Annotated in this window: 21 protein-coding genes; 14 read left to right on the top strand and 7 right to left on the bottom strand. The window is 65.9% G+C overall.

The genetic code is table 11. The features are described from left to right. Positions 1-20: 20 nt before the first annotated feature. The 4 genes from BMX99_RS09255 (at position 21) to BMX99_RS09240 (ending at position 6,168) form a co-directional block, all read left to right on the top strand. Complete coding sequence (locus BMX99_RS09255) at positions 21-641, top strand: LysE family translocator (RefSeq protein ID WP_170848695.1); 621 nt, start codon at positions 21-23, stop codon at positions 639-641. 20 nt (positions 642-661) lie between these two features. Next, a complete protein-coding gene (moaB, locus tag BMX99_RS09250; RefSeq protein ID WP_093450428.1) occupies positions 662-1,192 on the top strand; it encodes a molybdenum cofactor biosynthesis protein B in 531 nt (176 codons plus the stop codon). Positions 1,193-1,316: 124 nt separating this feature from the next. Continuing rightward, a complete protein-coding gene (locus tag BMX99_RS09245) occupies positions 1,317-2,777 on the top strand; it encodes an efflux RND transporter periplasmic adaptor subunit (protein WP_093450426.1) in 1,461 nt (486 codons plus the stop codon). Position 2,778: 1 nt separating this feature from the next. Then, positions 2,779-6,168 (top strand): efflux RND transporter permease subunit, encoded by a 3,390-nt coding sequence (locus tag BMX99_RS09240; protein WP_093450423.1) that lies wholly within the window; start codon positions 2,779-2,781, stop codon positions 6,166-6,168. A 28-nt stretch (positions 6,169-6,196) separates the two neighbouring features. Here BMX99_RS09240 and BMX99_RS09235 read toward each other — a convergent pair whose 3' ends face one another. Beyond that, a complete protein-coding gene (locus BMX99_RS09235; protein ID WP_093450420.1) occupies positions 6,197-7,012 on the bottom strand; it encodes a protein-disulfide reductase DsbD domain-containing protein in 816 nt (271 codons plus the stop codon). Positions 7,013-7,146: 134 nt separating this feature from the next. Here BMX99_RS09235 and BMX99_RS09230 point away from each other — a divergent pair, with 134 nt between their 5' ends. Beyond that, complete coding sequence (locus tag BMX99_RS09230; RefSeq protein ID WP_093450417.1) at positions 7,147-7,713, top strand: YqgE/AlgH family protein; 567 nt, start codon at positions 7,147-7,149, stop codon at positions 7,711-7,713. An 18-nt stretch (positions 7,714-7,731) separates the two neighbouring features. On the opposite strand, the gene BMX99_RS09225 is transcribed toward BMX99_RS09230, so the two are convergent. Further along, positions 7,732-8,676, bottom strand: a complete 945-nt coding sequence (locus BMX99_RS09225) for an L-threonylcarbamoyladenylate synthase (RefSeq protein WP_093450415.1) — start codon at positions 8,674-8,676, stop codon at positions 7,732-7,734. 158 nt (positions 8,677-8,834) lie between these two features. Here BMX99_RS09225 and BMX99_RS09220 point away from each other — a divergent pair, with 158 nt between their 5' ends. From BMX99_RS09220 to BMX99_RS09200, 5 genes are all read left to right on the top strand, one after another. After that, positions 8,835-10,562 carry an acyl-CoA dehydrogenase gene (locus tag BMX99_RS09220; RefSeq protein ID WP_093450412.1) on the top strand — a complete coding sequence of 576 codons (1,728 nt, stop codon included), beginning with the start codon at positions 8,835-8,837 and terminating at the stop codon, positions 10,560-10,562. Further along, positions 10,559-11,602 (top strand): MBL fold metallo-hydrolase, encoded by a 1,044-nt coding sequence (locus tag BMX99_RS09215; protein WP_093450409.1) that lies wholly within the window; start codon positions 10,559-10,561, stop codon positions 11,600-11,602. The genes BMX99_RS09220 and BMX99_RS09215 overlap by 4 nt, the downstream gene beginning before the upstream one ends. After that, entirely contained in the window at positions 11,602-12,078 is a 477-nt protein-coding gene (locus BMX99_RS09210; RefSeq protein ID WP_093450406.1) for a DUF6173 family protein, read from the top strand. Before BMX99_RS09215 ends, BMX99_RS09210 begins: the two co-directional genes overlap by 1 nt. Before the next feature lie 78 nt (positions 12,079-12,156). Further along, positions 12,157-12,291 carry an aa3-type cytochrome c oxidase subunit IV gene (locus BMX99_RS09205; RefSeq protein ID WP_093450402.1) on the top strand — a complete coding sequence of 45 codons (135 nt, stop codon included), beginning with the start codon at positions 12,157-12,159 and terminating at the stop codon, positions 12,289-12,291. A gap of 40 nt (positions 12,292-12,331) precedes the next feature. Then, positions 12,332-12,892 carry a hypothetical protein gene (locus BMX99_RS09200; RefSeq protein WP_093450399.1) on the top strand — a complete coding sequence of 187 codons (561 nt, stop codon included), beginning with the start codon at positions 12,332-12,334 and terminating at the stop codon, positions 12,890-12,892. A gap of 60 nt (positions 12,893-12,952) precedes the next feature. Here BMX99_RS09200 and BMX99_RS09195 read toward each other — a convergent pair whose 3' ends face one another. Continuing rightward, positions 12,953-13,279, bottom strand: a complete 327-nt coding sequence (locus BMX99_RS09195; RefSeq protein ID WP_093451280.1) for an AzlD domain-containing protein — start codon at positions 13,277-13,279, stop codon at positions 12,953-12,955. 5 nt (positions 13,280-13,284) lie between these two features. Then, positions 13,285-14,004, bottom strand: coding sequence for an AzlC family ABC transporter permease (locus BMX99_RS09190; protein WP_093450396.1), 720 nt, complete (start codon positions 14,002-14,004; stop codon positions 13,285-13,287). A gap of 136 nt (positions 14,005-14,140) precedes the next feature. Here BMX99_RS09190 and mobA point away from each other — a divergent pair, with 136 nt between their 5' ends. Beyond that, positions 14,141-14,746, top strand: a complete 606-nt coding sequence (gene mobA / locus BMX99_RS09185) for a molybdenum cofactor guanylyltransferase MobA (RefSeq protein WP_093450393.1) — start codon at positions 14,141-14,143, stop codon at positions 14,744-14,746. Continuing rightward, positions 14,743-15,240, top strand: coding sequence for a molybdopterin-guanine dinucleotide biosynthesis protein B (gene mobB, locus BMX99_RS09180; protein WP_093450389.1), 498 nt, complete (start codon positions 14,743-14,745; stop codon positions 15,238-15,240). The genes mobA and mobB overlap by 4 nt, the downstream gene beginning before the upstream one ends. A 34-nt stretch (positions 15,241-15,274) precedes the next feature. On the opposite strand, the gene BMX99_RS09175 is transcribed toward mobB, so the two are convergent. The 3 genes from BMX99_RS09175 to BMX99_RS09165 form a co-directional block, all read right to left on the bottom strand. Beyond that, the gene (locus BMX99_RS09175; protein ID WP_093450386.1) at positions 15,275-16,312 is read right to left on the bottom strand and encodes a hypothetical protein; all 1,038 of its coding nucleotides are present in this window, start codon (positions 16,310-16,312) and stop codon (positions 15,275-15,277) included. 38 nt (positions 16,313-16,350) lie between these two features. Beyond that, complete coding sequence (gene greA / locus BMX99_RS09170) at positions 16,351-16,821, bottom strand: transcription elongation factor GreA (protein ID WP_093450381.1); 471 nt, start codon at positions 16,819-16,821, stop codon at positions 16,351-16,353. A 109-nt stretch (positions 16,822-16,930) separates the two neighbouring features. After that, positions 16,931-17,314, bottom strand: coding sequence for a VOC family protein (locus BMX99_RS09165; protein WP_093450379.1), 384 nt, complete (start codon positions 17,312-17,314; stop codon positions 16,931-16,933). 72 nt (positions 17,315-17,386) lie between these two features. Between BMX99_RS09165 and soxR the strand changes: the two genes are divergently transcribed. Together soxR and BMX99_RS09155 are read left to right on the top strand one after the other, a co-directional pair. After that, positions 17,387-17,851: a redox-sensitive transcriptional activator SoxR gene (soxR, locus tag BMX99_RS09160; protein WP_170848694.1), complete on the top strand. Its 465-nt coding sequence runs from the start codon at positions 17,387-17,389 to the stop codon at positions 17,849-17,851. A 116-nt stretch (positions 17,852-17,967) separates the two neighbouring features. Then, the gene (locus BMX99_RS09155) at positions 17,968-19,617 is read left to right on the top strand and encodes an electron transfer flavoprotein-ubiquinone oxidoreductase (protein ID WP_093450373.1); all 1,650 of its coding nucleotides are present in this window, start codon (positions 17,968-17,970) and stop codon (positions 19,615-19,617) included. Positions 19,618-19,717 lie beyond the last annotated feature (100 nt).

Below are 19,717 nucleotides of genomic sequence, written 5' to 3'. Positions count from 1 at the left end.
CTGCCCCAAGGGACCCCACGATGACCCTGCCCTTCGATCCCCTGATGCTTATGGCCTTTCTTCCGGCCGGTATCGCGCTGAACCTGACGCCCGGCGCGGACATGATGTTCTGCTTTGCCCAGGGGCTGCGGCGCGGGCCGCGTCCGGCCTGGGCGGCCTCGGGCGGGATCGCGCTTGGGGCGATCGTGCATGCGACGATTGCCGGGCTGGGCCTGGCCGCGCTGATCGCCGCGCATCCCGCGCTTCTGGATGTGATCCGCTGGATCGGCGTCGCCTATCTTCTTTGGCTGGCCGTTAAATCCCTGCGCTCCACCCGGTCCGAGATCCCCCGGGATGCCTCGCGCCACGCCTTCCGCGACGGGCTGTTCGTCAACCTGACCAACCCCAAGGTGATCTTGTTCATCCTGGCCTTCATCCCGCAGTTCCTCGACCCTGCCCTGCCGGTTTTGCCGCAGTTCCTGGCCTATGGCGTGATGCTGGGGCTGGGCGGCTTTGTCATCAACGGGCTGGTCGGTCAGATGGCGGGTGGCGCGGGCAACCGGCTGGCCCGGTCCGACACCTTCGCCCGCTGGCTGGGCCGTGCCAGCGCCGGGGTCTTCGGCCTGCTGGCGCTGCGCCTGGCGCTGATGAAATCCTCCTGATCCCAAGCACCGAGGCCAACATGTCCAAGGACTTCATTCCCATCGGCATCGCCGTCCTGACCGTTTCGGACACCCGCACCGCGGCGGACGACCGGTCGGGCGATACCCTGGCCGCGCGGATCGAAGCGGCCGGCCACCGTCTGGCCGCCCGCGCCATCACCACCGACGACCGCGACCGGATCAGCGCCCAGCTGCGCGACTGGATCGCCGACCCGAAGATCGACGCCATCCTGACCACGGGCGGCACCGGGCTGACAGGCCGCGATGTCACGGTCGAGGCGCATCGCGACGTCTATGAAAAGGAAATCGACGCCTTCGGCACGATCTTCACCATCGTCTCGATGCAGAAGATCGGCACTTCGGCGGTGCAAAGCCGCGCCACGGCGGGCGTCGCGGGCGGCACCTACCTGTTTGCCCTGCCCGGCAGCACCGGGGCCTGCAAGGACGCCTGGGACGAAATCCTTGTCCATCAGTTCGACTACCGCCACGCGCCCTGCAACTTTGTCGAGATCATGCCAAGGCTCGACGAACACCTGCGCCGTAAAAAATAAATTTATTCGCCTTTTTTCGACGGAAAGGGGAAACTGCCGCGTAACACCCTAAGTGACCTCTGCGTTGCCGGGTGACTACCAGCCGCGTGGCCAGGGGGCCGTGCCTGCCAGTCGGAAGATTTGAATGCGATTTCTTAGACATAGCCTGTCGGGGCTTTTCCTTGTTGCGCTGACGCTTGGGCTGATCGTGGTCGCCGTCTCCTCGGTCCGGGATGCGGTCGTGGCGCGGATGTCGGAAACCCCGCGCATGCCGCCCGCCCAGGAACGGGTCTTTTCCGTCAACGCCGTGCCCGCCCGGCTGGAAACGATCACGCCCGAGATGACGGCCTTTGGTGAAATTTTAAGCCGCCGCACCCTGGAAATCCGCGCCGCCACCGCCGGAACAGTGATCGAACTGGCCGAGGATTTCGAAGAAGGCGCCCGCGTCACCAGGGGCCAAGTGCTGGCCCGGATCGACCCGGCCAACGCGCAATCCGCCCTGGACCGCGCCACCAACAACCTGGCCGATGCCGATGTCGCGACCCGCGATGCCGAACGCGCCGTGGCCATCGCCCGCGACACGCTGACCGCCACCCAGGAACAGGCCGACCTGCGCCAGCGCGCCTATGAACGCCAGGTCGATCTGGCGGATCGCGGCGTTGGCAGCGCCTCTGCGGTGGAGACGGCCGAAATCGCCGCCGCGGCCGCCCGCCAATCCGTCCTGTCCGCCCGCAATGCCCTGGCCACCGCCGAAACCCGGGTCGAAACCGCCGCCAATGACCTCAGCCGCGCCCGCATCGCCCAGGGCGAGGCGCAGCGCGTGCTGGACAATACCGTGGTCCGCGCCGAATTCGACGGCACGCTGTCGGGACCGACGGCGGTTCAGGGCGGGCTGGTATCTGCCAATGAACAGCTGGCGCAGCTGGTCGACGACACCGCGCTTGAGGTCGCCTTTCGTGTCTCGACCTCGCAATATGCGCGGCTGTTGAACGACCAGGGGCGGCTTCTGTCCGCGCCCGTGACCGTCACGCTGGATGTCTCGGGCATCGCGCTGACGGCGGACGGCACGATCACCCGTGACAGCGCCGCCGTTGGCGAAGGCCAGACCGGCCGGCTGATCTATGCCCGCCTCGACAGCGCGCGGGGCCTGAAACCCGGCGATTTCGTCACCGTCTCGATCACGGAACCGCCGCTGGAAAACGTCGCCCGCCTGCCCGCAACCGCGCTGGATGCGGCGGAAACCGTGCTGGCGATCACCCCCGATGACCGCCTGGAAACGCTGCAGGTCACGCTGATGCGCCGCCAGGGCGATGACGTGCTGGTCCGCGCCCCCGACATCGAGGGGCGCGAGATCGTCGCGCAACGCTCTCCCCTGCTGGGCAGCGGCATCAAGGTCCGCCCCCTGCGCACAGGCCCCCAGGACGAAGCCGGCAGCGCCCCCGCGCTGGTCGAACTGACGCCGGAACGGCGCGAAAAGCTGAAGGCCTTCATCACCGGTAACGACCGCCTGCCGTCGGACATCAAGACCCGGATCCTGACCCAGCTTGAAGCCGACCGCGTGCCCGCCGCCATGATCGAACGCATCGAATCCCGGATGGGGGGCTAGGATGATCCCCGCGCCGGCGCCCGCCCAGGGCATCCTGTCCTATTTCACCCGGCACCGCACCGCCGCGAACCTGCTGCTGGTGCTTCTGCTGGCGCTTGGCATCAGCGCCGTGCCGCAGATGCGGGCGCAGTTCTTCCCCGACACCATCGTCGATGACATCACCGTCACCGTGGCCTGGGACGGCGCCGGGGCCGAGGATATCGACAGCGCCATCGTCCAGCTGATGGAACCCGCGCTGCTGGCGGTCGAAGGCGTCGAAAGCTCGACCTCGACCTCGACCGAGGGGCGCGCCAGCATCAACCTGGAGTTCGAGCCGGGTTGGGACATGTCCCGCGCCAGCGACGACGTGCAGGCGGCGGTCGATGCGATCAGCACCCTGCCCGAGGAATCCGACGACCCCGAGATCCGCCGCGGTGGCTGGCGCGACCGGGTCACCGACGTGGTCATCACCGGCCCCGTCGATGTGGATCAACTGGGCCGCTTTGCCGATGAATTCGTCACCCGCCTGTTCGCCGAAGGCGTCACCCGCACCACCATCCGTGGCGTCGCCGCGCCGCAGACCATGGTCGAGGTGCCCTCAGTCAACCTGATCGCCCATGACATCACCATGGCCGAGATCGCCAGCGCCATCGCGGCCGAGGTCGACGCCAGCCCGGCGGGCGACGTCACCGGGGCCAATGCCCGCGTCCGCACCGGGGTCGAAAAGCGATCCGCCGACCAGATCGCCGGCATCGTGCTGCGGTCGAACACCGATGGCACCAACCTGACCGTGGGCGACGTGGCCACGATCACGGTCGAGGGCGCATCGCGCCTGCGGGGCTATTTCGTCGGCGAAAACCCGGCCATCTCGGTGCGGGTCGACCGGTCCGACCAGGGCGATGCGATCAAGATCCAGGGCGTGGTGCAGGATGTCGCCGACCAGATGGTGCAGACCCTGCCCGAGGGCACCTCGATCGACCTGATCCGCACAAGGGCCGAGGCGATCACCGGCCGCCTGAACATCCTGCTGGACAACGGGCTGATGGGCCTGGGCCTTGTGGTGATCCTGCTGTTTCTGTTCCTGAACGCGCGCACCGCCTTCTGGGTTGCCGCCGGCATCCCGGTGTCGATGCTGGCCGCGATTGCGCTGATGTATCTGGGCGGGCTGACGATCAACATGATCTCGCTTTTTGCGCTGATCATCACCACCGGCATCGTGGTGGATGACGCCATCGTCGTGGGAGAACACGCCGACGCCCGCGCCCGCAAGCTGCGCGAACCGCCCATCATCGCCGCCGAGAATGCCGCCCGCCGCATGGCCATGCCGGTGTTTTCCGCCACGCTGACCACGGTCATCGCCTTCTTTGGCCTGACGGCCATCGGCGGCCGCTTCGGCGACATGATCGCGGACATTCCCTTTACGGTGATCGCGGTGCTGATCGCCTCGCTGGTGGAATGTTTCCTGATCCTGCCGCGCCACATGTCCCATGCGCTGGAACACACCGACCGCGAACATTGGTACGACTGGCCCTCGCGCCAGGTGAACCGGGGCTTCGGCTGGGTCCGTGACACCCTGTTCCGCCCCTTCGTCGCCGCCGTGGTCTGGGCCCGCTATCCGGTCTTTGCGCTGGTCACCGTGGCGCTGTCCAGCCAGGCCGTGCTGCTGATCAGCGGCGATGTGCCCTGGCGGTTCTTCAACGCGCCGGAACGCGGGTCGATCAGCGGCAACTTCATGATGGCCGAAGGGGCCAGCCGCGACGACACCCTGGCGCAGATGCGCCTGCTGCAGAAGGCCGTCACCGACCTGGCGGCGGAGTACGAGAAAGAGCACGGCAAGAACCCCGTCGACTATGCCCTGGCCGAGATCGGCGGCAACACCGGCCGCGCCCTGACCGGGGCCGACACCAAGGACGCCGATCAGCTGGGGTCCATCGCGATCGAACTGATCGAGGCCGACGACCGCCCCTATTCCAGCTTTGTCTTCCTGGGCGATCTTCAGGACCGCGTCGAACGCCATCCGATGCTGGAAGAACTCAGCTTCCGCGGCTGGCGGTCGGGCCCCGGCGGCGATGCGCTGGACGTGCAGTTCTACGGGGCCAGTTCCGACGCGCTGAAAACGGCGGCCGAGGCGCTGAAGGTCGCGCTTCTGCCCTTCCCCGAGGTTTCCGCCGTCGAGGACAGCATGGCCTTCGACAAGGAAGAGCTGATCCTGGAGCTGACCCCGCAGGGCCAGGCGCTTGGCTTCACCATCGACACCCTGGGCCGCGTGCTGCGCAACCGCCTGAACGGGATCGAGGCCGCGACCTATCCCGATGGCCCCCGCAGCGCCACCATCCGCGTCGAACTGCCCGAGGGAGAGCTGACGGCCGATTTCCTGGACCGCACCCAGATGCGCACAGCCTCGGGCGGCTATGTGCCGTTGGCCGACATCGTGCGCGTCGACCGGCAGACCGGATTTTCCACCGTGCGGCGGGAAAACGGGCTGCGGCTGATCTCGGTCACCGGCGACATCTCGGAAGACGATCCTGCCCGCGCGTCGGAAATCCTGGAAGCCCTGCAGGACGAGATCCTGCCGATCATCGCCGCCGATCACCAGGTCGAATGGCGCCTGTCGGGGCTGAGCGAACAGGAAGACGAATTCCTGACCGATGCGCGCAATGGCGCGATCCTGGTCATGGTCGGTATCTACCTTGTCCTGGCCTGGGTGTTTTCCAGCTGGACCCGGCCCATGGTCGTCATGGCGATCATTCCCTTCGGCCTCGTCGGGACGGTCTATGGCCACTATCTGTGGGATGTACCGCTGTCGATGTTCACCGTGGTCGGCCTGCTGGGCATGACCGGGATCATCATCAACGATTCCATCGTGCTGGTGACCACGATCGACGAATATTCCGAAACCCGCGGGCTGGTGCCGTCGATCATCGACGGCACGGCGGACCGGCTGCGGCCCGTGATGCTGACCACGCTGACGACGGTCCTGGGCCTGGCCCCGCTGCTCTACGAACAATCCAGCCAGGCACAGTTCCTGCGACCGACCGTGATCACCCTGGTCTATGGCCTGGGCTTCGGCATGGTGCTGGTCCTGATGATCGTGCCCGCCCTTCTGGCGGTGCAGGACGACATTTCGCGGCTGGTCGGGGCCTGGCGGCGCGGGCTGCGGGCCCGGCGCGCGACGCAGCTGCGCGGCGCGCTTCAGGCCGCGACCGTGCTGGTGCTGGGCTGGTTCGCGCTGACCCTGGGCTGGGTCGCCGTCACCGGCGCGCTGCCCGCGATGATCGCCCCGCTGGCCCCCGTGGGATCGGCGATGACCGCGGGCCTGATCCTGTTCGTGCTGGGCACGGCGCTGATCGCGCTGGCGGTCTACGCCCTGGGCGCGCTGACGCTGATGATGGCCCGCCGGCGGGCGGGCTGAGGCTGGAAGATACGGGAAAGGGCGTGGCTTAACGGGCCGCGCAGCCCTCGATCTCGATGGTCTGGCCCCCGCCCAGAACCGTCAGGTTCAGGGACGAGCGGTCAAACATCATCGCACCACCCGACATCGGCATGATCACAGCCTCGGCGGTCAGATGATCGCCCTGGCGGCGGGTCTTGGCCTCGGACACCCAGAGGTTGGGATCGCGGGTCTCGACCACGACGACCTCATCCGCGCCGGCGGCGGGCATCACGATCTCGGCCCGCAGGCGCATCTTGCGGCCCTTGGGTTCCACCCGGCAGGTCACGTCGCGCACCCCGGCCTCGGCCCCGGAAAAGGGCCGTTCCGCCAGAGATGCGGCAATCGCCGGGTCGCGCCGCCCCTGCGGCGGAAGCACCAGCGTCGACAGATCCACATGCAGCGGCACGCAGATGTCGGAACAGATGCCGACCTGAAGCACGCCGTCCAGATGCACCGCGCCCGAGCCCGAGGGTTCGATCCGCAGCGGCAGCACCACCCGGTCGCTATAGCCGATGGACCGCATGCCGTTCTGCCAGAAGACATGCGGCGTCGGCCAGATCACGTCGACGCGGGCGACGTTCTGCGATGCGCTCCAGTCAAAAACCGGCGGCACCCCGGCGTCACCGGGCGCGCGCCAATAGGTCTTCCACCCCTGGCTCAGCTGGAATTCCAGCCCCGCGATATGCGACCCGTCGGCCTGTTTCCAGCCCGGCAAAAGCCGCACGGCAAGGTGGTCGGCATAGGGATTGGCCTGCGCCACACCCCCGGCAACAACCGGAAGCAGCGCAAGGCAGCAAGAGGACAGAAGGTGGCGCAAAGTCATGATCGCCAGATTTGCCGGGTCACGACTTCAAAGCCAACTCACAAATAGGCGAGACAGCTTTCCATGACGACACCCGTTGAATCCGGGCCACAAAGCGCCCACACTTGGACCCACCCTTCAGACCCGGAGCAGACGTGTCACAGACCCTCGACCTTAGCGGAAAGATCCTGATCGCCATGCCCGACATGGGGGATCCGCGATTCTCACGCTCGGTCATCGTGATCTGCGCCCATTCCGACGAAGGGGCCATGGGGCTGATGATCAACCAGCCCAGCCAGGGGATCACCCTGGCCGATCTGACCGAACAGCTGGACCTGGACACCAACGACGGTTTTCGCGACCTGCCGATCCACACCGGCGGGCCCGTCGAAACCGAACGCGGCTTCGTGCTGCATTCGCAGGATTATGCCAGCGCGATCTCCACCCTGCCCGTGACCGAGGATCTGGCCCTGACCGGCACGCTGGATATTCTGGAAGACATCGCCCTGGGCCAGGGACCGGTGCAGACGCTGGTCCTTCTGGGCTATTGCGGCTGGGGCCCCGGCCAGCTGGAAAGCGAAATCGCCCAGAACGCCTGGCTGATCGGGGACGCGCCCTTTGACCTGGTCTTCGGGACCGAGGATGCGCGCAAGTGGGACAAGGCCCTGGTTAACGAGAATATCGACATCCTCACCCTGTCCTCGACCGCCGGTCACGCCTGATAGCAGCGCTTTCCCAGTTCAGCTGTCGCGCGGGGCGGCGGCCCGGCGCAGCCGGTCGTTGATCGCCCGGCCCAGCCCCGTTTCGGGAACCGGGGCCACGGCGATACGCGCGGCACCCTCGGCGTCCAGCTGGTGGAAATGCCGGAACAGGTTCGCCGCCGCCTCGGCCAGATCACCGGTTTCCGACAGGTTCAGATCACACTCCATCGGGCCAAAGCCGACAAAGACCTCGCCCGGCTGCGCCATGGTCGCATTGATCCGCACGGCACCGCCCGGCGCGTAATGCGAGGCAAGCTGACCGGGTGCCGTAATCGCCCCGACCTCTTTCCGGCGGTCGGGATCGTGGCCCAGCACCTCGGCCAGCGCCTCGGCCGGGACACCGCCTTCGCGCAGGATCACGGCGCGGTCGCCATCGAAGCCGACGATGGTGCTTTCCACGCCGACGCTGCAGGGTCCACCATCCAGAACCGCGTCGATGCGACCCGCAAGCCCGGTCATCACGTGGTCCGCCGTCACCGCGCTGACCCGCCCCGAGGGGTTGGCCGAAGGCGCGGCCAAACCGCCGCCGAAGACCTGCAGAAGCCCCTGCGCGACGGGGTGTTCCGGCACCCGCACCGCCAGCGTCGTCAGCCCCGCCGTCACCAGTGGCGACACGCCCGCATCCGGACGCAGCGGCAGCACAAGCGTCAGCGGGCCGGGCCAGAAGGCATCCGCCAGGCGCTGCGCCATGGGCGACACCGTCACCAGCCCTTCGGCCACAGAGGCATCGGCCACATGCACGATCAGGGGGTTGAAACTGGGGCGTCCCTTGGCCTGGTAGATCGCGGCCACGGCGCTGTCATTGGTGGCGTCGCCCGCCAGCCCATAGACCGTTTCCGTCGGCAAGGCGACCAGCCCGCCCCGGCCCAGAATCGCGGCGGCGCTGCGCAGGCCCTGCGCGTTTGGCTCCAGTATCTCGGTCACGGTTCGGCCCCCAAATGACGCCGCGTCGGCGGGTCCTCCACCGGGCGGTCACTAGTCTTTCGACTTAAAGCCGTGCATAGAAGACGGCGTGCCGATTGCCAAGCAACGCGACAGTGCCGCGCCTGCCAGGCATCCGGACCAGAGTTCAGGAGGATCCCATGCCCTATCGTTCGCCCGTCTCCGAATACAAGTTCGTTCTGGAACATGTCGTCGGCTTCTCGGACGTCTCGTCCACGGACACCTATGCCGAGGCAACGCCCGACACCGTGGATGCCATCCTGACCGAGGTCGCGAAACTGGCAGACGAGGTCATGGCTCCGCTGAACCGCAACGGCGACCTGGACCCGGCGCGGCTGGAAAACGGCGTTGTGCGCACCTCCAAGGGGTTTGCCGACGGCTACAAGGCGATGACCGAAGGCGGCTGGCTGGGCCTGGCGGCAACGCCCGAATACGGCGGCATGGGCCTGCCCCAGACGCTGAGCTGCGCGGTGAACGACTTCTTCGCCGCGTCGTGCATGTCGCTTGGCCTGAACCCGCTGCTGACCCAGGGCCATATCGAGGCGCTGGAACACCATGCGCCCGACTGGATGAAGGACCTCTACCTGCCCAAGCTGATCTCGGGCGAGTGGTCGGGCACGATGAACCTGACCGAACCGCAGGCCGGGTCCGACGTCGGCGCGCTGACCTCGAAGGCCGAACCGCAGGGCGACGGCACCTATGCGATCTCGGGGCAGAAGATCTATATCTCCTGGGGGGATCACGATTTCGGCGGCAACATCTGTCACCTGGTCCTGGCGCGGCTGCCCGATGCGGCCCCGGGCACCAAGGGCATCAGCCTGTTCATGGTGCCCAAGTACATCCCGAACGAAGACGGTTCCCTGGGCGAGGCGAATTCGCTGCGCGTCGTGTCGCTGGAACACAAGCTGGGCATCCACGGATCGCCGACCTGCGTGATGGAATACGACCGCGCCACCGGCTGGCTGGTCGGTGAGGAAAACAAGGGCATGGCGGCGATGTTCACCATGATGAACAACGCCCGCCTGGGCGTCGGCATCCAGGGCATCGGCATTGCCGAAGGCGCGATGCAGCACGCCATCGCCTATGCCATGGACCGCAAGCAGGGCCGCACGCCGCTGGACGGCACCCCCGAGGGCACCGGCACCATCCTAGACCACGCCGACGTGCGCCGCATGGTCGCCACCATGAAGGCCGACACCTTTGCCGCCCGCGCCATCGCTTTGGCCTGCGGTGTGGGCATCGACATGACCGCCGCCACCGGCGACAAGGCCTGGACCGCCCGCGCGGCCTTCCTGACGCCGATCGCCAAGGCCTTCGGCACCGAGGTCGGCATGCGCGTGTCCGAACTGGGCGTGCAGATCCACGGCGGCATGGGCTTCATCGAGGAAACCGGTGCGGCGCAATATTCCCGCGACGTCCGCGTCACCGCGATCTACGAAGGCACCAACGGCATCCAGGCGATGGACATGGTCGCGCGCAAGATGATGGACGGCGGCGAAACCGCCAATGCCATCATCGACGAGATCGAGGCCACCGCCGAGGAAGCCCGCGCCAAGCTGCCCGACCTGGGCGAAGCGGTCTGGCAATCGGCCGAGACCCTGCGCGAGGCCACCGAATGGATGACCGCCCAGGGAGAGCTGAACGAACGCTTTGCCGGCGCGGTCCCCTATCTGATGGGCTTTGCCCGTGTGCTGGGCGCGCATTACCACCTCAAGGCCGCCCTGGCCGAGGGCGATAATGGCCCGCGCACCCGCCTGGCTCGGTTCTACATCACCCGCCTGCTGCCGGAACACATAGGCCACCTGGCCCATGCCACCTGCGGAGCCGAGGATCTTTATGCGCTGACCACGGATGAGCTGACCGCATGAGCCCCTCGGATCACGCCCCGCTCGCCTTTCCCTGGTCCGAACCTCCGGAACCGGGGAAAGCCATCGAAATCGCGGAAGGCGTGCTCTGGTTCTCGATCACCCTGCCGATGGCGCTGAAATGGGTGAACGTCATCGCGCTGGACGACGGCGACAGCTGGACCATCGTCGACACCGGCACCTATCGCCCCGACACGATCGAGGAATGGCAGGCGATCATCGGCGGGCCCCTGAAGGGCAAGCCGATTTCGCGCGTCATCATCACCCATCACCACCCCGACCACGTCGGCATGCTGGGCTGGCTGATGCAGAACCACGGGGCGGAACACTGGGCCTCGCGCACCTCGTATCTGCTGACGCGGATGCTGGTGCTGGACGAAGAGAAATACCCGACCGAACCGGCGATCCGCTACTGGACCCGCGCCGGGATGCCCAAGGACAAGCTAGACAAGCGCCGTACCGAACGGCCCTTCAACTTCTCGGACATCGTGCACCCGGTGCCCGTGGGCCACGTCCGCATCCAGCAGGGCGACGTGATCCGCGCCGGCGGCCGCGACTGGGACGTGCACATGGGCAACGGCCATGCGCCGGAACATGTCACCCTGTGGTCGCGTGACGACAACCTGGTGATCGCCGGGGACCAGGTCCTGCCCACGATCAGCCCCAATATCGGCGTGCAGCCTGCCGAACCCGAGGCCGACCCCCTGGCCGAATGGCTGGAAGCCTGCGAACGGCTGGCCCCGCTGTCCCGCGAAGATCACCTGGTGATCGGCGGGCACAAGCTGCCCTTTACCGGGCTGCCCCGCCGCATGCAGGACCTGATCGCGAACCACCACACCGCGCTGGACCGGCTTGCGAAACATATCGAAACGCCCCGCACGGCGGTGGAATGCTTCTCTCCCCTGTTCAAGCGCGAGATCGTCGATGCGATCTACGGGCTGGCCATGGTCGAGGCATACGCCCACCTCCAGCACCTGCACAAGATCGGCCGCGCCACGCGGACCCTGCGCGAGGACGGGGCCTATACCTGGCAGGCAACATGATGAGCAACGATCAGATCGAAACCTCGGCCGAAGCCCACGAGAACGACGCCATCCCGCGCCGTCACGACGCCCTCCCCGAGGCCGACCGGAACGACGACTGCGACCGCGCCGACCATGTCACCGACAAGCCCGCCAAGGCGAAAAGCCCCGCGGAATGGGCCTATGAACGGCTGATCCTGTACATCCAGAACTTCGAGGAAGGCCTGGACGCGGATCACGAGGTCGCCATGGGCTTTGTCGGCGGCGAAACCGGCACCCTGCGGATCGAGGGCATGGGCTTTTTCGACCCCGACATCGTGACCTTTTACGGTCAGGACGCCACCGGCACGAAGACCCAGCTGATCCAGCACGTGACCCAGCTGTCGGTGACCCTGCGCGCCATGCCCAAGGTTGTCGAACAGGAACCGCCGCGCCGGATCGGGTTCCGGCTACGACAGGATCTGGAAAAGTCGTCGCAGGCCGCCGGGGACGCGTGACTCGGCCCGGCAAATCCGCTAATCAGCCTGCGACCAACAGCATTCGCCAGATGGCGTGAAAGATAAGGGATCTGCACAATGGCCGACCACAAGCACGGTGAAATGGACATCGAAGTTCAGGAAAAGACCTTTGACGGCTTCATCAAGGCCTCGGCTTGGGTTTCCGGCATCTCGATCGGCGTGCTGATCTTCCTGGCCCTGTTCAACAGCTAAACCCATCGGGCGGCCGCGCCCGCCCGGACAGGAGACGACGATGAAACGCCTGTTTCTTGCCCTGGCGGCCGTGGCCGTTCTTGCGGGCTGTACCGCCCGCAACCCGGAAACCGCCCCGCCGGCCGAACTGGCCGCGCTGAAGGTTCCCAACACCGGCCCCACCACACTGACGCTTTACACGGTGATCAACCGCAACACCGGTGCGGGGGGCCATACCGCGCTTGGCGTCAATGCCGACGAACGCGTCCTTTTCGACCCCGCCGGCAGCTTCGAGGCCCAGGGCGTCGTGCGGTCCGGCGACGTGCTGTACGGCTTCACCCCGCCTGTCGAAAACGCCTTCTCCAGCCAGCACGCGCGCAGCGCCTACCTGGTGAACAAGCTTGAAATCCCGGTTTCGCCGCAGGTGGCGCAGATGGCGCTTCAGAAGGTGAAAACCTACGGCGCGGTCGGTGCGGCCCATTGCGCGCAAAGCACCTCGTCGATCCTGCAGACCCTGCCCGGGTTCGAAGGGGTGGAACGGACCTATTACCCGGTCAACCTGGAAAACCAGATCAAGCGGCTGGTGACGGCCAAGGAAACCACGATCATCGAAAACGACTGATCGTGGTCGGGCGGCTGGCCCCGTGATACGCGGCAAGGCGGGTCCAGCGACCCGCCGCTCCTAGCCGATCAGCCAGAACATCCCGTAAAGCGCCGCAAAGCCGCAAAGGATCGCGGCCAGGGTGCGCCCGGTTCCCAGCCCCACGGCCACCGCCACAAGCGCGGCGATCAGCCGGGGGGGATCAATCTCTCCTTCGGTGGCACCGGGCCAGACGACCAGCGGCGCGACCAGCGCCGGCAGCACCGAAACCGCCGTGTACCGCAGATGCCGCAGCACCCAGTCTGGCATCGCCTTGTCCCCGACCAGGCCAAGAAAGACGAAGCGCAGGCCAAAGCTGCCCAGCCCAAGGGCCAGGATCACGATCCAAAGTTCGGTCCGGTCGATCATGCCCGTCATGCCAGCGCCTCCTTCTGCTTGGCGGTGGTCCACAGTTCGACGCGGGCACCGGTCATCATGCCCAGTACGCCGGCTACCAGAAGGCCCAGGTTCAGGGGCAGCCCCGAAAAGACCAGCGACGCGGTCATAGCCACCGCCGCCGCCGCCAGGTGCGGAAGGGACCGCAGCATCGGCGCGATCATGGCCAGGAAGGTGATGGGCAGCGCAAAGTCCAGCGCGTATTCGGGCGGGATCGCATTTCCGATCAGCGCACCGACCACGGTCAGCACGTACCACATCGGACAGATCGGCGTGACCGTCCCGAAGAAATAGGCGATCTTCTGCGCCGTGGTCCAGCCGCGTTCCTTTTCGTATTTCGCGGCCGACAGGGCAAAGCTCTGATCCACCAGGAAATAGGCCACGAAGGCACGCTGCCACAGCGGGGCCTTGCCCAGATGCGGGGTCAGCGTGGCGGAATACATCGCCATGCGCAGGTTGATCGCCAGCGCCGAGAGGATGATGATCACCGTCGGGGCATCATCCTGCAGCAGCTGCACGGCCGTGAACTGCGCCGCGCCCGCGATCACCACGACCGAGAAGCTCAGCGCCTCGATCACGTTCAGCCCGGCCTCGGCCGCGACCACCCCGAAGAGAACCGAAAACGGCCCCACGACGAGGAGAAACGGCAACCCATCCCGGAAACCGCGCCAGAAGCATTTGGAAATGGTGGAGGACATGGCGACAAGCCCCTAGAGTGAACCCAGACGTCCCTAAGCCCTGCCCCATCCCGATGCAATCTTCCCCCCCAGACAAAAGCGCTTTTGCCCGCTGCGCGATTTGGCGCGCTTCCCGGCGTGTCGCCGGAGTCCGCGCATGACTGCGCCCTGGGTAATGATCCTGGCTGGCGGGGGCTCGCGCCGGATGGGCGGGACGGACAAGGCGCTGTTGCCGCTGGCCGGTCACCCGCTGATCGCCCATGTGCGCGACCGGATCGAACCGCAGGCCGGGGCCGTGGCGGTGAATACCAACACCCTCGGAGGACTGGCGGGCATCGACCTGCCCTGTCATCCCGACACCCTGCCCGACCGCCCCGGACCGCTGGCGGGTATCCTGACCGCGATAAGATGGGCCCGCGAACTCGGCGATCAGCCCTTTGTCATCACCGTGCCGGCCGATGCGCCCTTTTTGCCCGGCGATCTGATCCCCCGGCTGATGCTGGCCGCGGACGACCCCGCGCACCACGCCGCGCTGGCGGCAAGCGGCGGGCGGCTGCATCCGGTCTGCGGGCTCTGGCCGACCGCTTTGGCCGATGATCTGGACCGGGCGATCCGCGGCGGCACCCGCCGCGTCACCGACTGGACCACGGCGATCGACGCCCGTACCGCCAATTTTCCGGCGACCGACCCGGACCCTTTCTACAATGTGAACACGCCCGAGGACCTGACCCGGGCCGCGGCCTATCTGGACGGAACAACATGAAAATTTTCGGCATCGCGGGCTACAAGAACTCGGGCAAGACCGGGCTGACCGAACGGCTTGTGGCGGAATTCACCGCCCGTGGGCTGCGCGTGTCCACGGTCAAGCACACCCACCACCGGGTCGATCTGGACAAGCCCGGCAAGGACAGCCACCGCCACCGCGAGGCCGGCGCACAAGAGGTGCTGATCGTGTCGGAAAACCGTTGGGCCCTGTTGCATGAGCTGCGCGAGGATCCCGAACCGCCGCTCGAGGCGCTGTTGCCCAAGCTGTCGCCGGTCGACCTGGTGCTGGTCGAGGGCTACAAATCCGGCCCCCATCCCCGGATCGAGGCGCACCGAGCGGAGACCGGCAAGCCCTTCCTGGCCGATCAGGATCCGACGATCCTGGCCATCGCCAGCGACACGCCCTCGGCCTGCCCCGAGGGCTGGGTGGTCTTCCATCTGGATGACACGGGCGCGATTGCGGATTTCATCAGCGCGACGCTTGGGCTTTAGCCGCCTGGCCAGGCCCCCCTTGCGGGGACATCGGTCAGTTGAAGACGCCCGCCACACGCCCCAGCAGCATGAAGGCGCGCGAGGTGCGGGTTTCCGACAGCGCCGTGATGTCCTGGTCCGACGCGGTCTTTTCGAAGTCTACGAACATGCGGTCGAAGCGGCGCAGGAAATGGTGCGCCGCGTCGCGGAACACCGGGTCCTGCCGCATCCGCCCGGCCGTCAGCGCCAGCGAAGACCTGTCGCGGATCCCGCCAAGCGCCGCGACCACGCGGCCGCGTTCGCCATTGGCAAAGCGGCGCCAGACCTCGGGGCGGGCCATGTCGGGGCGCAGGTCGTCCATGTAGATGCCGTCCTGGCTAAGCAGGGTCAGAACGTCCTGAGCCGCCTGGATCAGGTTGGCCGACTGCCGGTCCTTCAGCGCCTGGCGCAGCGCGCCAAAGCCCACTTCGTCCTCGGCGGTTTCGGGGAAGTTCAGCGCGCGGATGAAGGTCGCTCGGGGCAGCGGCGGGCTGTCCTCGAGCTCGACAGCAAGGGGCAGATCCACCTGTTCCTCGACCCCGGCGGGAAGGCCGGGGGTGTCGCCCGGCGTTTCCGCACGTGCCACATCGGGGCGCGCGGCTTCGGTTGCGCGGATCGAATGGAAGGTCGCCAGCGTGGTTTCCGTCTTGCGCTGCGCGGCGGCGATTTCATCCAGCTTGCGGGCAATGCTGCCTTCGCCGCCGCCGGCCCGCGCCATGTCGGCGGCGTGGCTTTCGCGGATCGCGTCGATAGCGGCGCGCAGCTGGCGGTTTTCCTCGCGGATCTGGCGCGAGGTCCGGGCCACGGTCGCCGCCACCCAGAACATCGCGACCGGCAGGAAGACGGCCAGAATAACCATGACGAAGGTCAAGGGATCATAGCTCCCTTCCGAGCGGGCCGAGGAACCGCGCATCACCACGAAGAACAGACCCGCACCCAGCAGCCAGACCACCGAAAGACCCAGGGCGATCTTCTCTGCGTTTGACAGACGCTCTGGCAGGGGCTGGTCATAGACTCCGACGGGGGTCGGCCTGGGATCGGGGGTGTTGGTCATCACTCAACCAATGAACGGGGAATCGCTGTGGTCCCTATTCAACTATATTCAATCTTGAGAATCTCATAGGACCGCTGCCCGCCCGGCGTGCGAACCTCGACGGAATCGCCTTCGTCCTTGCCGATCAGCGCCCGCGCGATCGGGGATTTGACGTTCAGAAGACCCTTTTCGATGTTGGCTTCGTATTCGCCAACGATCTGCCAGTTCTTCTCTTCGTCGGTGTCCTCGTCCACGACGGTGACCTTGGCACCGAATTTCACCGCACCGGACAGGGTCTTGGGGTCGATGACGTCGGCCAGGGAAATCACGCCTTCAAGTTCCTTGATGCGGCCTTCGATGAAGGACTGCTTTTCGCGCGCCGAATGGTATTCCGCGTTCTCCGACAAATCACCCAGCTCACGCGCTTCGGCGATGGCCTTGATGATCTCGGGACGTTCCACGCTTTTGAGATGCTTCAACTCGGCTTCGAGGGCAACGAAACCGGCGCGGGTCATCGGGATCTTTTCCATTCGGTCCTCCACGGCAATGACGAAGGGGCCTTTCACCAAGGCCCCTTCGCTACAAATCAGGTCCGGCTACCCAACCCAATCGGGCCGGCAAATGCAAGTGAAATGGCCATCATCCCTGGTGCGAGGCGACTTCCCATTCGATCCCGTCGGAATCGTGGAAATAGAAGCGCCGTCCGGGGGCATAGTCGTTGTGGTTGATCGGCGTGAACCCGGCCGCCTTCACCCGCCCCTCGACCGCGTCGATGTCTTCGTCGGTGAAGACCGCCAGGTGGTTCAGCATGCCGACAGTGCGATAGCTATCCGCATCTGTTGTCTGCGTTTCTCCGTGGGAAAAGAGCGCGACATAAGCCTGGGGTGTTCCCACATGGACGGTTCGACCGGTCTGCATCGCGGGTCCCGACCAGCGAATGTGCCAGCCAAAGACCTTGGCCAGCCAGGCCGCAGTCGCATCAGGATCGGAAACGGTGACATTTGCGTGCTCCAAGGTAATCATCTGTGTCCCTTTCGTCGTTGACCCCTGCTTTGTAATTCCTCAAGTTAACTTGAAGGCAAGGGGTATGAGTTGATGAAAAACAGAGGCTTATCCATCAGCCATATCGCCGGTCGCACCGGTCTGGCCGCATCGGCCATCCGGTACTACGAAGATCAGGGGCTGATTGCGCCGGGTCGCGGCCCCGGCGGACAGCGCCAGTTCGAAAAGGCGGATATCCGCAGGCTCAGCTTCATCATGATCGCCCAGAGCCTTGGCTTCTCGATCGCCGAGATCCGCGATCAGCTCTCCTCCCTGCCCGAGGGTCGCACCCCGACCGCCGCCGACTGGAGACGCCTGTCCGCGACCTACCGCGCCGACCTGGACCGCCGAATCGATCAGCTGACCCGCCTGCGCGACGACCTGGACGGCTGCATCGGCTGCGGCTGCCTGTCACTGGACCGGTGCGGCCTGTACAATCCCGGCGACCGCGCGGCGAGACAGGGGCCCGGACCGCGCTATATGCTGGGTGACGCGCCATTGACCGAAGAAAAACCGTGATTTTGGTGACCGATCGGTCAAAATGACGCTCTGTCGCAATTGACCCGCCGCACCGCGGCGCGATATCCACGGCGAAACAAAATTTCGCAAATGACCCGCGAAGGGAGAGGAATCAAATGTCCGAAGTGCAGCGCGAAACGATGGAATACGATGTGGTCATCGTCGGTGCCGGCCCCGCTGGCCTCAGCGCGGCGATCCGCCTGAAGCAGCTTGATCCCGACATGGAAGTCGTGGTGCTTGAAAAGGGCTCGGAAGTGGGCGCGCATATCCTCTCGGGCGCGGTTCTGGATCCCTGCGGCCTGGACGCGCTGATCCCCGACTGGAAGGAAAAGGGTGCCCCCCTGAACGTTCCGGTCAAGGAAGACAACTTCTACATGCTGGGCGAGGCAGGCAAGCTGCGCGTGCCGAACTTCCCCATGCCGCCGCTGATGAACAACCACGGCAACTACATCGTGTCGATGGGCAACGTCTGCCGCTGGATGGCGGAACAGGCCGAGGAACTGGGCGTCGAGATCTTCCCGGGCATGGCCTGTTCGGAACTGGTCTATGGCGACAACGGCGACATCAAGGGCGTCGTGGCCGGTGAATTCGGCCTGAACCCCGATGGCACGCAGGGCCCGGGCTATGAGCCGGGGATGGAGCTGCACGGCAAATACGTCTTCCTGTCGGAAGGCGTGCGCGGGTCGCTGTCGAAGGAAGTGATCGAGAAGTACGGCCTGTCCGACGGCAAGGAGCCGCAGAAATTCGGCCTTGGCATGAAAGAGATCTGGGAAATCGATCCGGCCAAGCACAAGGAAGGTACCGTCACCCACACCATGGGCTGGCCCCTGGGCGGCAATGCCGGCGGCGGCTCGTTCATCTATCACTTCGAGAACAACCAGGTGCTGATCGGCTTCGTGGTTCACCTGAACTACAAGAACCCGCACCTGTTCCCCTACATGGAATTCCAGCGCTTCAAGCACCACCCGATGGTCGCCGAGCTGCTGGAAGGCGGCAAGCGCGTGGCCTATGGCGCGCGGGCGATTTCCGAAGGCGGCTATCAGTCGATGCCGCAGATGGTTGCGCCCGGCGTGGCGCTGCTGGGCTGTTCCGTCGGCATGGTCAACGTGCCGCGCATCAAGGGCAACCACAACGCCATGCTGTCCGGCAAGGCCGCGGCCGAAGCCGCCCATGCCGCGATCAAGGCCGGCCGCTCGGGCGACGAGCTGCACGACTATGAAGAAGCCGTGCGCAAGGGCCCGATCGGCAAGGACCTGAAGAAGGTGCGCAACGTGAAACCGCTGTGGTCCAAGTACGGGCTCGTGGCCTCTTTGGGGCTGGGCGGGTTCGACATGTGGACCAACACCTTCGGCTTCTCACTGCTGGGCACGCTGAAACACGGTAAGACCGACGCCCAAGCGACCGAAATGGCATCGCAGCACAAGCCGATCGACTATCCCAAGCCCGACGGCAAGCTGTCCTTCGATCGCCTGACCAACGTCAGCTTCTCGATGACCAACCACGAGGAAAGCCAGCCGGCGCACCTGAAACTGAAGGACCCGAACGTGCCGGTTCTGGACAACCTGCCGAAATACGCCGGCCCCTCGTCGCGCTATTGCCCGGCAGGCGTCTACGAATTCGTCGAGGAAGAAGGCAAGGACACGCGCTTTGTCATCAACTTCCAGAACTGCGTGCACTGCAAGACCTGCGACATCAAGGATCCGTCCCAGAACATCGTCTGGACCACGCCCCAGGGCGGCGACGGCCCGAACTATCCGAACATGTAAGCTGGCCCAATAAATCAGCAGGTTGACGGCCCCCTGTCGTCGACCGATCACAATTTCTTAAATGCGGGGCATCCACCGGTGCCCCGCATTGCTTTTGGTA

The organism is Pseudooceanicola nitratireducens, assembly GCF_900109195.1.
GTDB lineage: Bacteria > Pseudomonadota > Alphaproteobacteria > Rhodobacterales > Rhodobacteraceae > Pseudooceanicola > Pseudooceanicola nitratireducens.
Note: the sequence above shows the minus strand (reverse complement) of the source record. Positions and strands in the feature narration are given on the sequence as shown.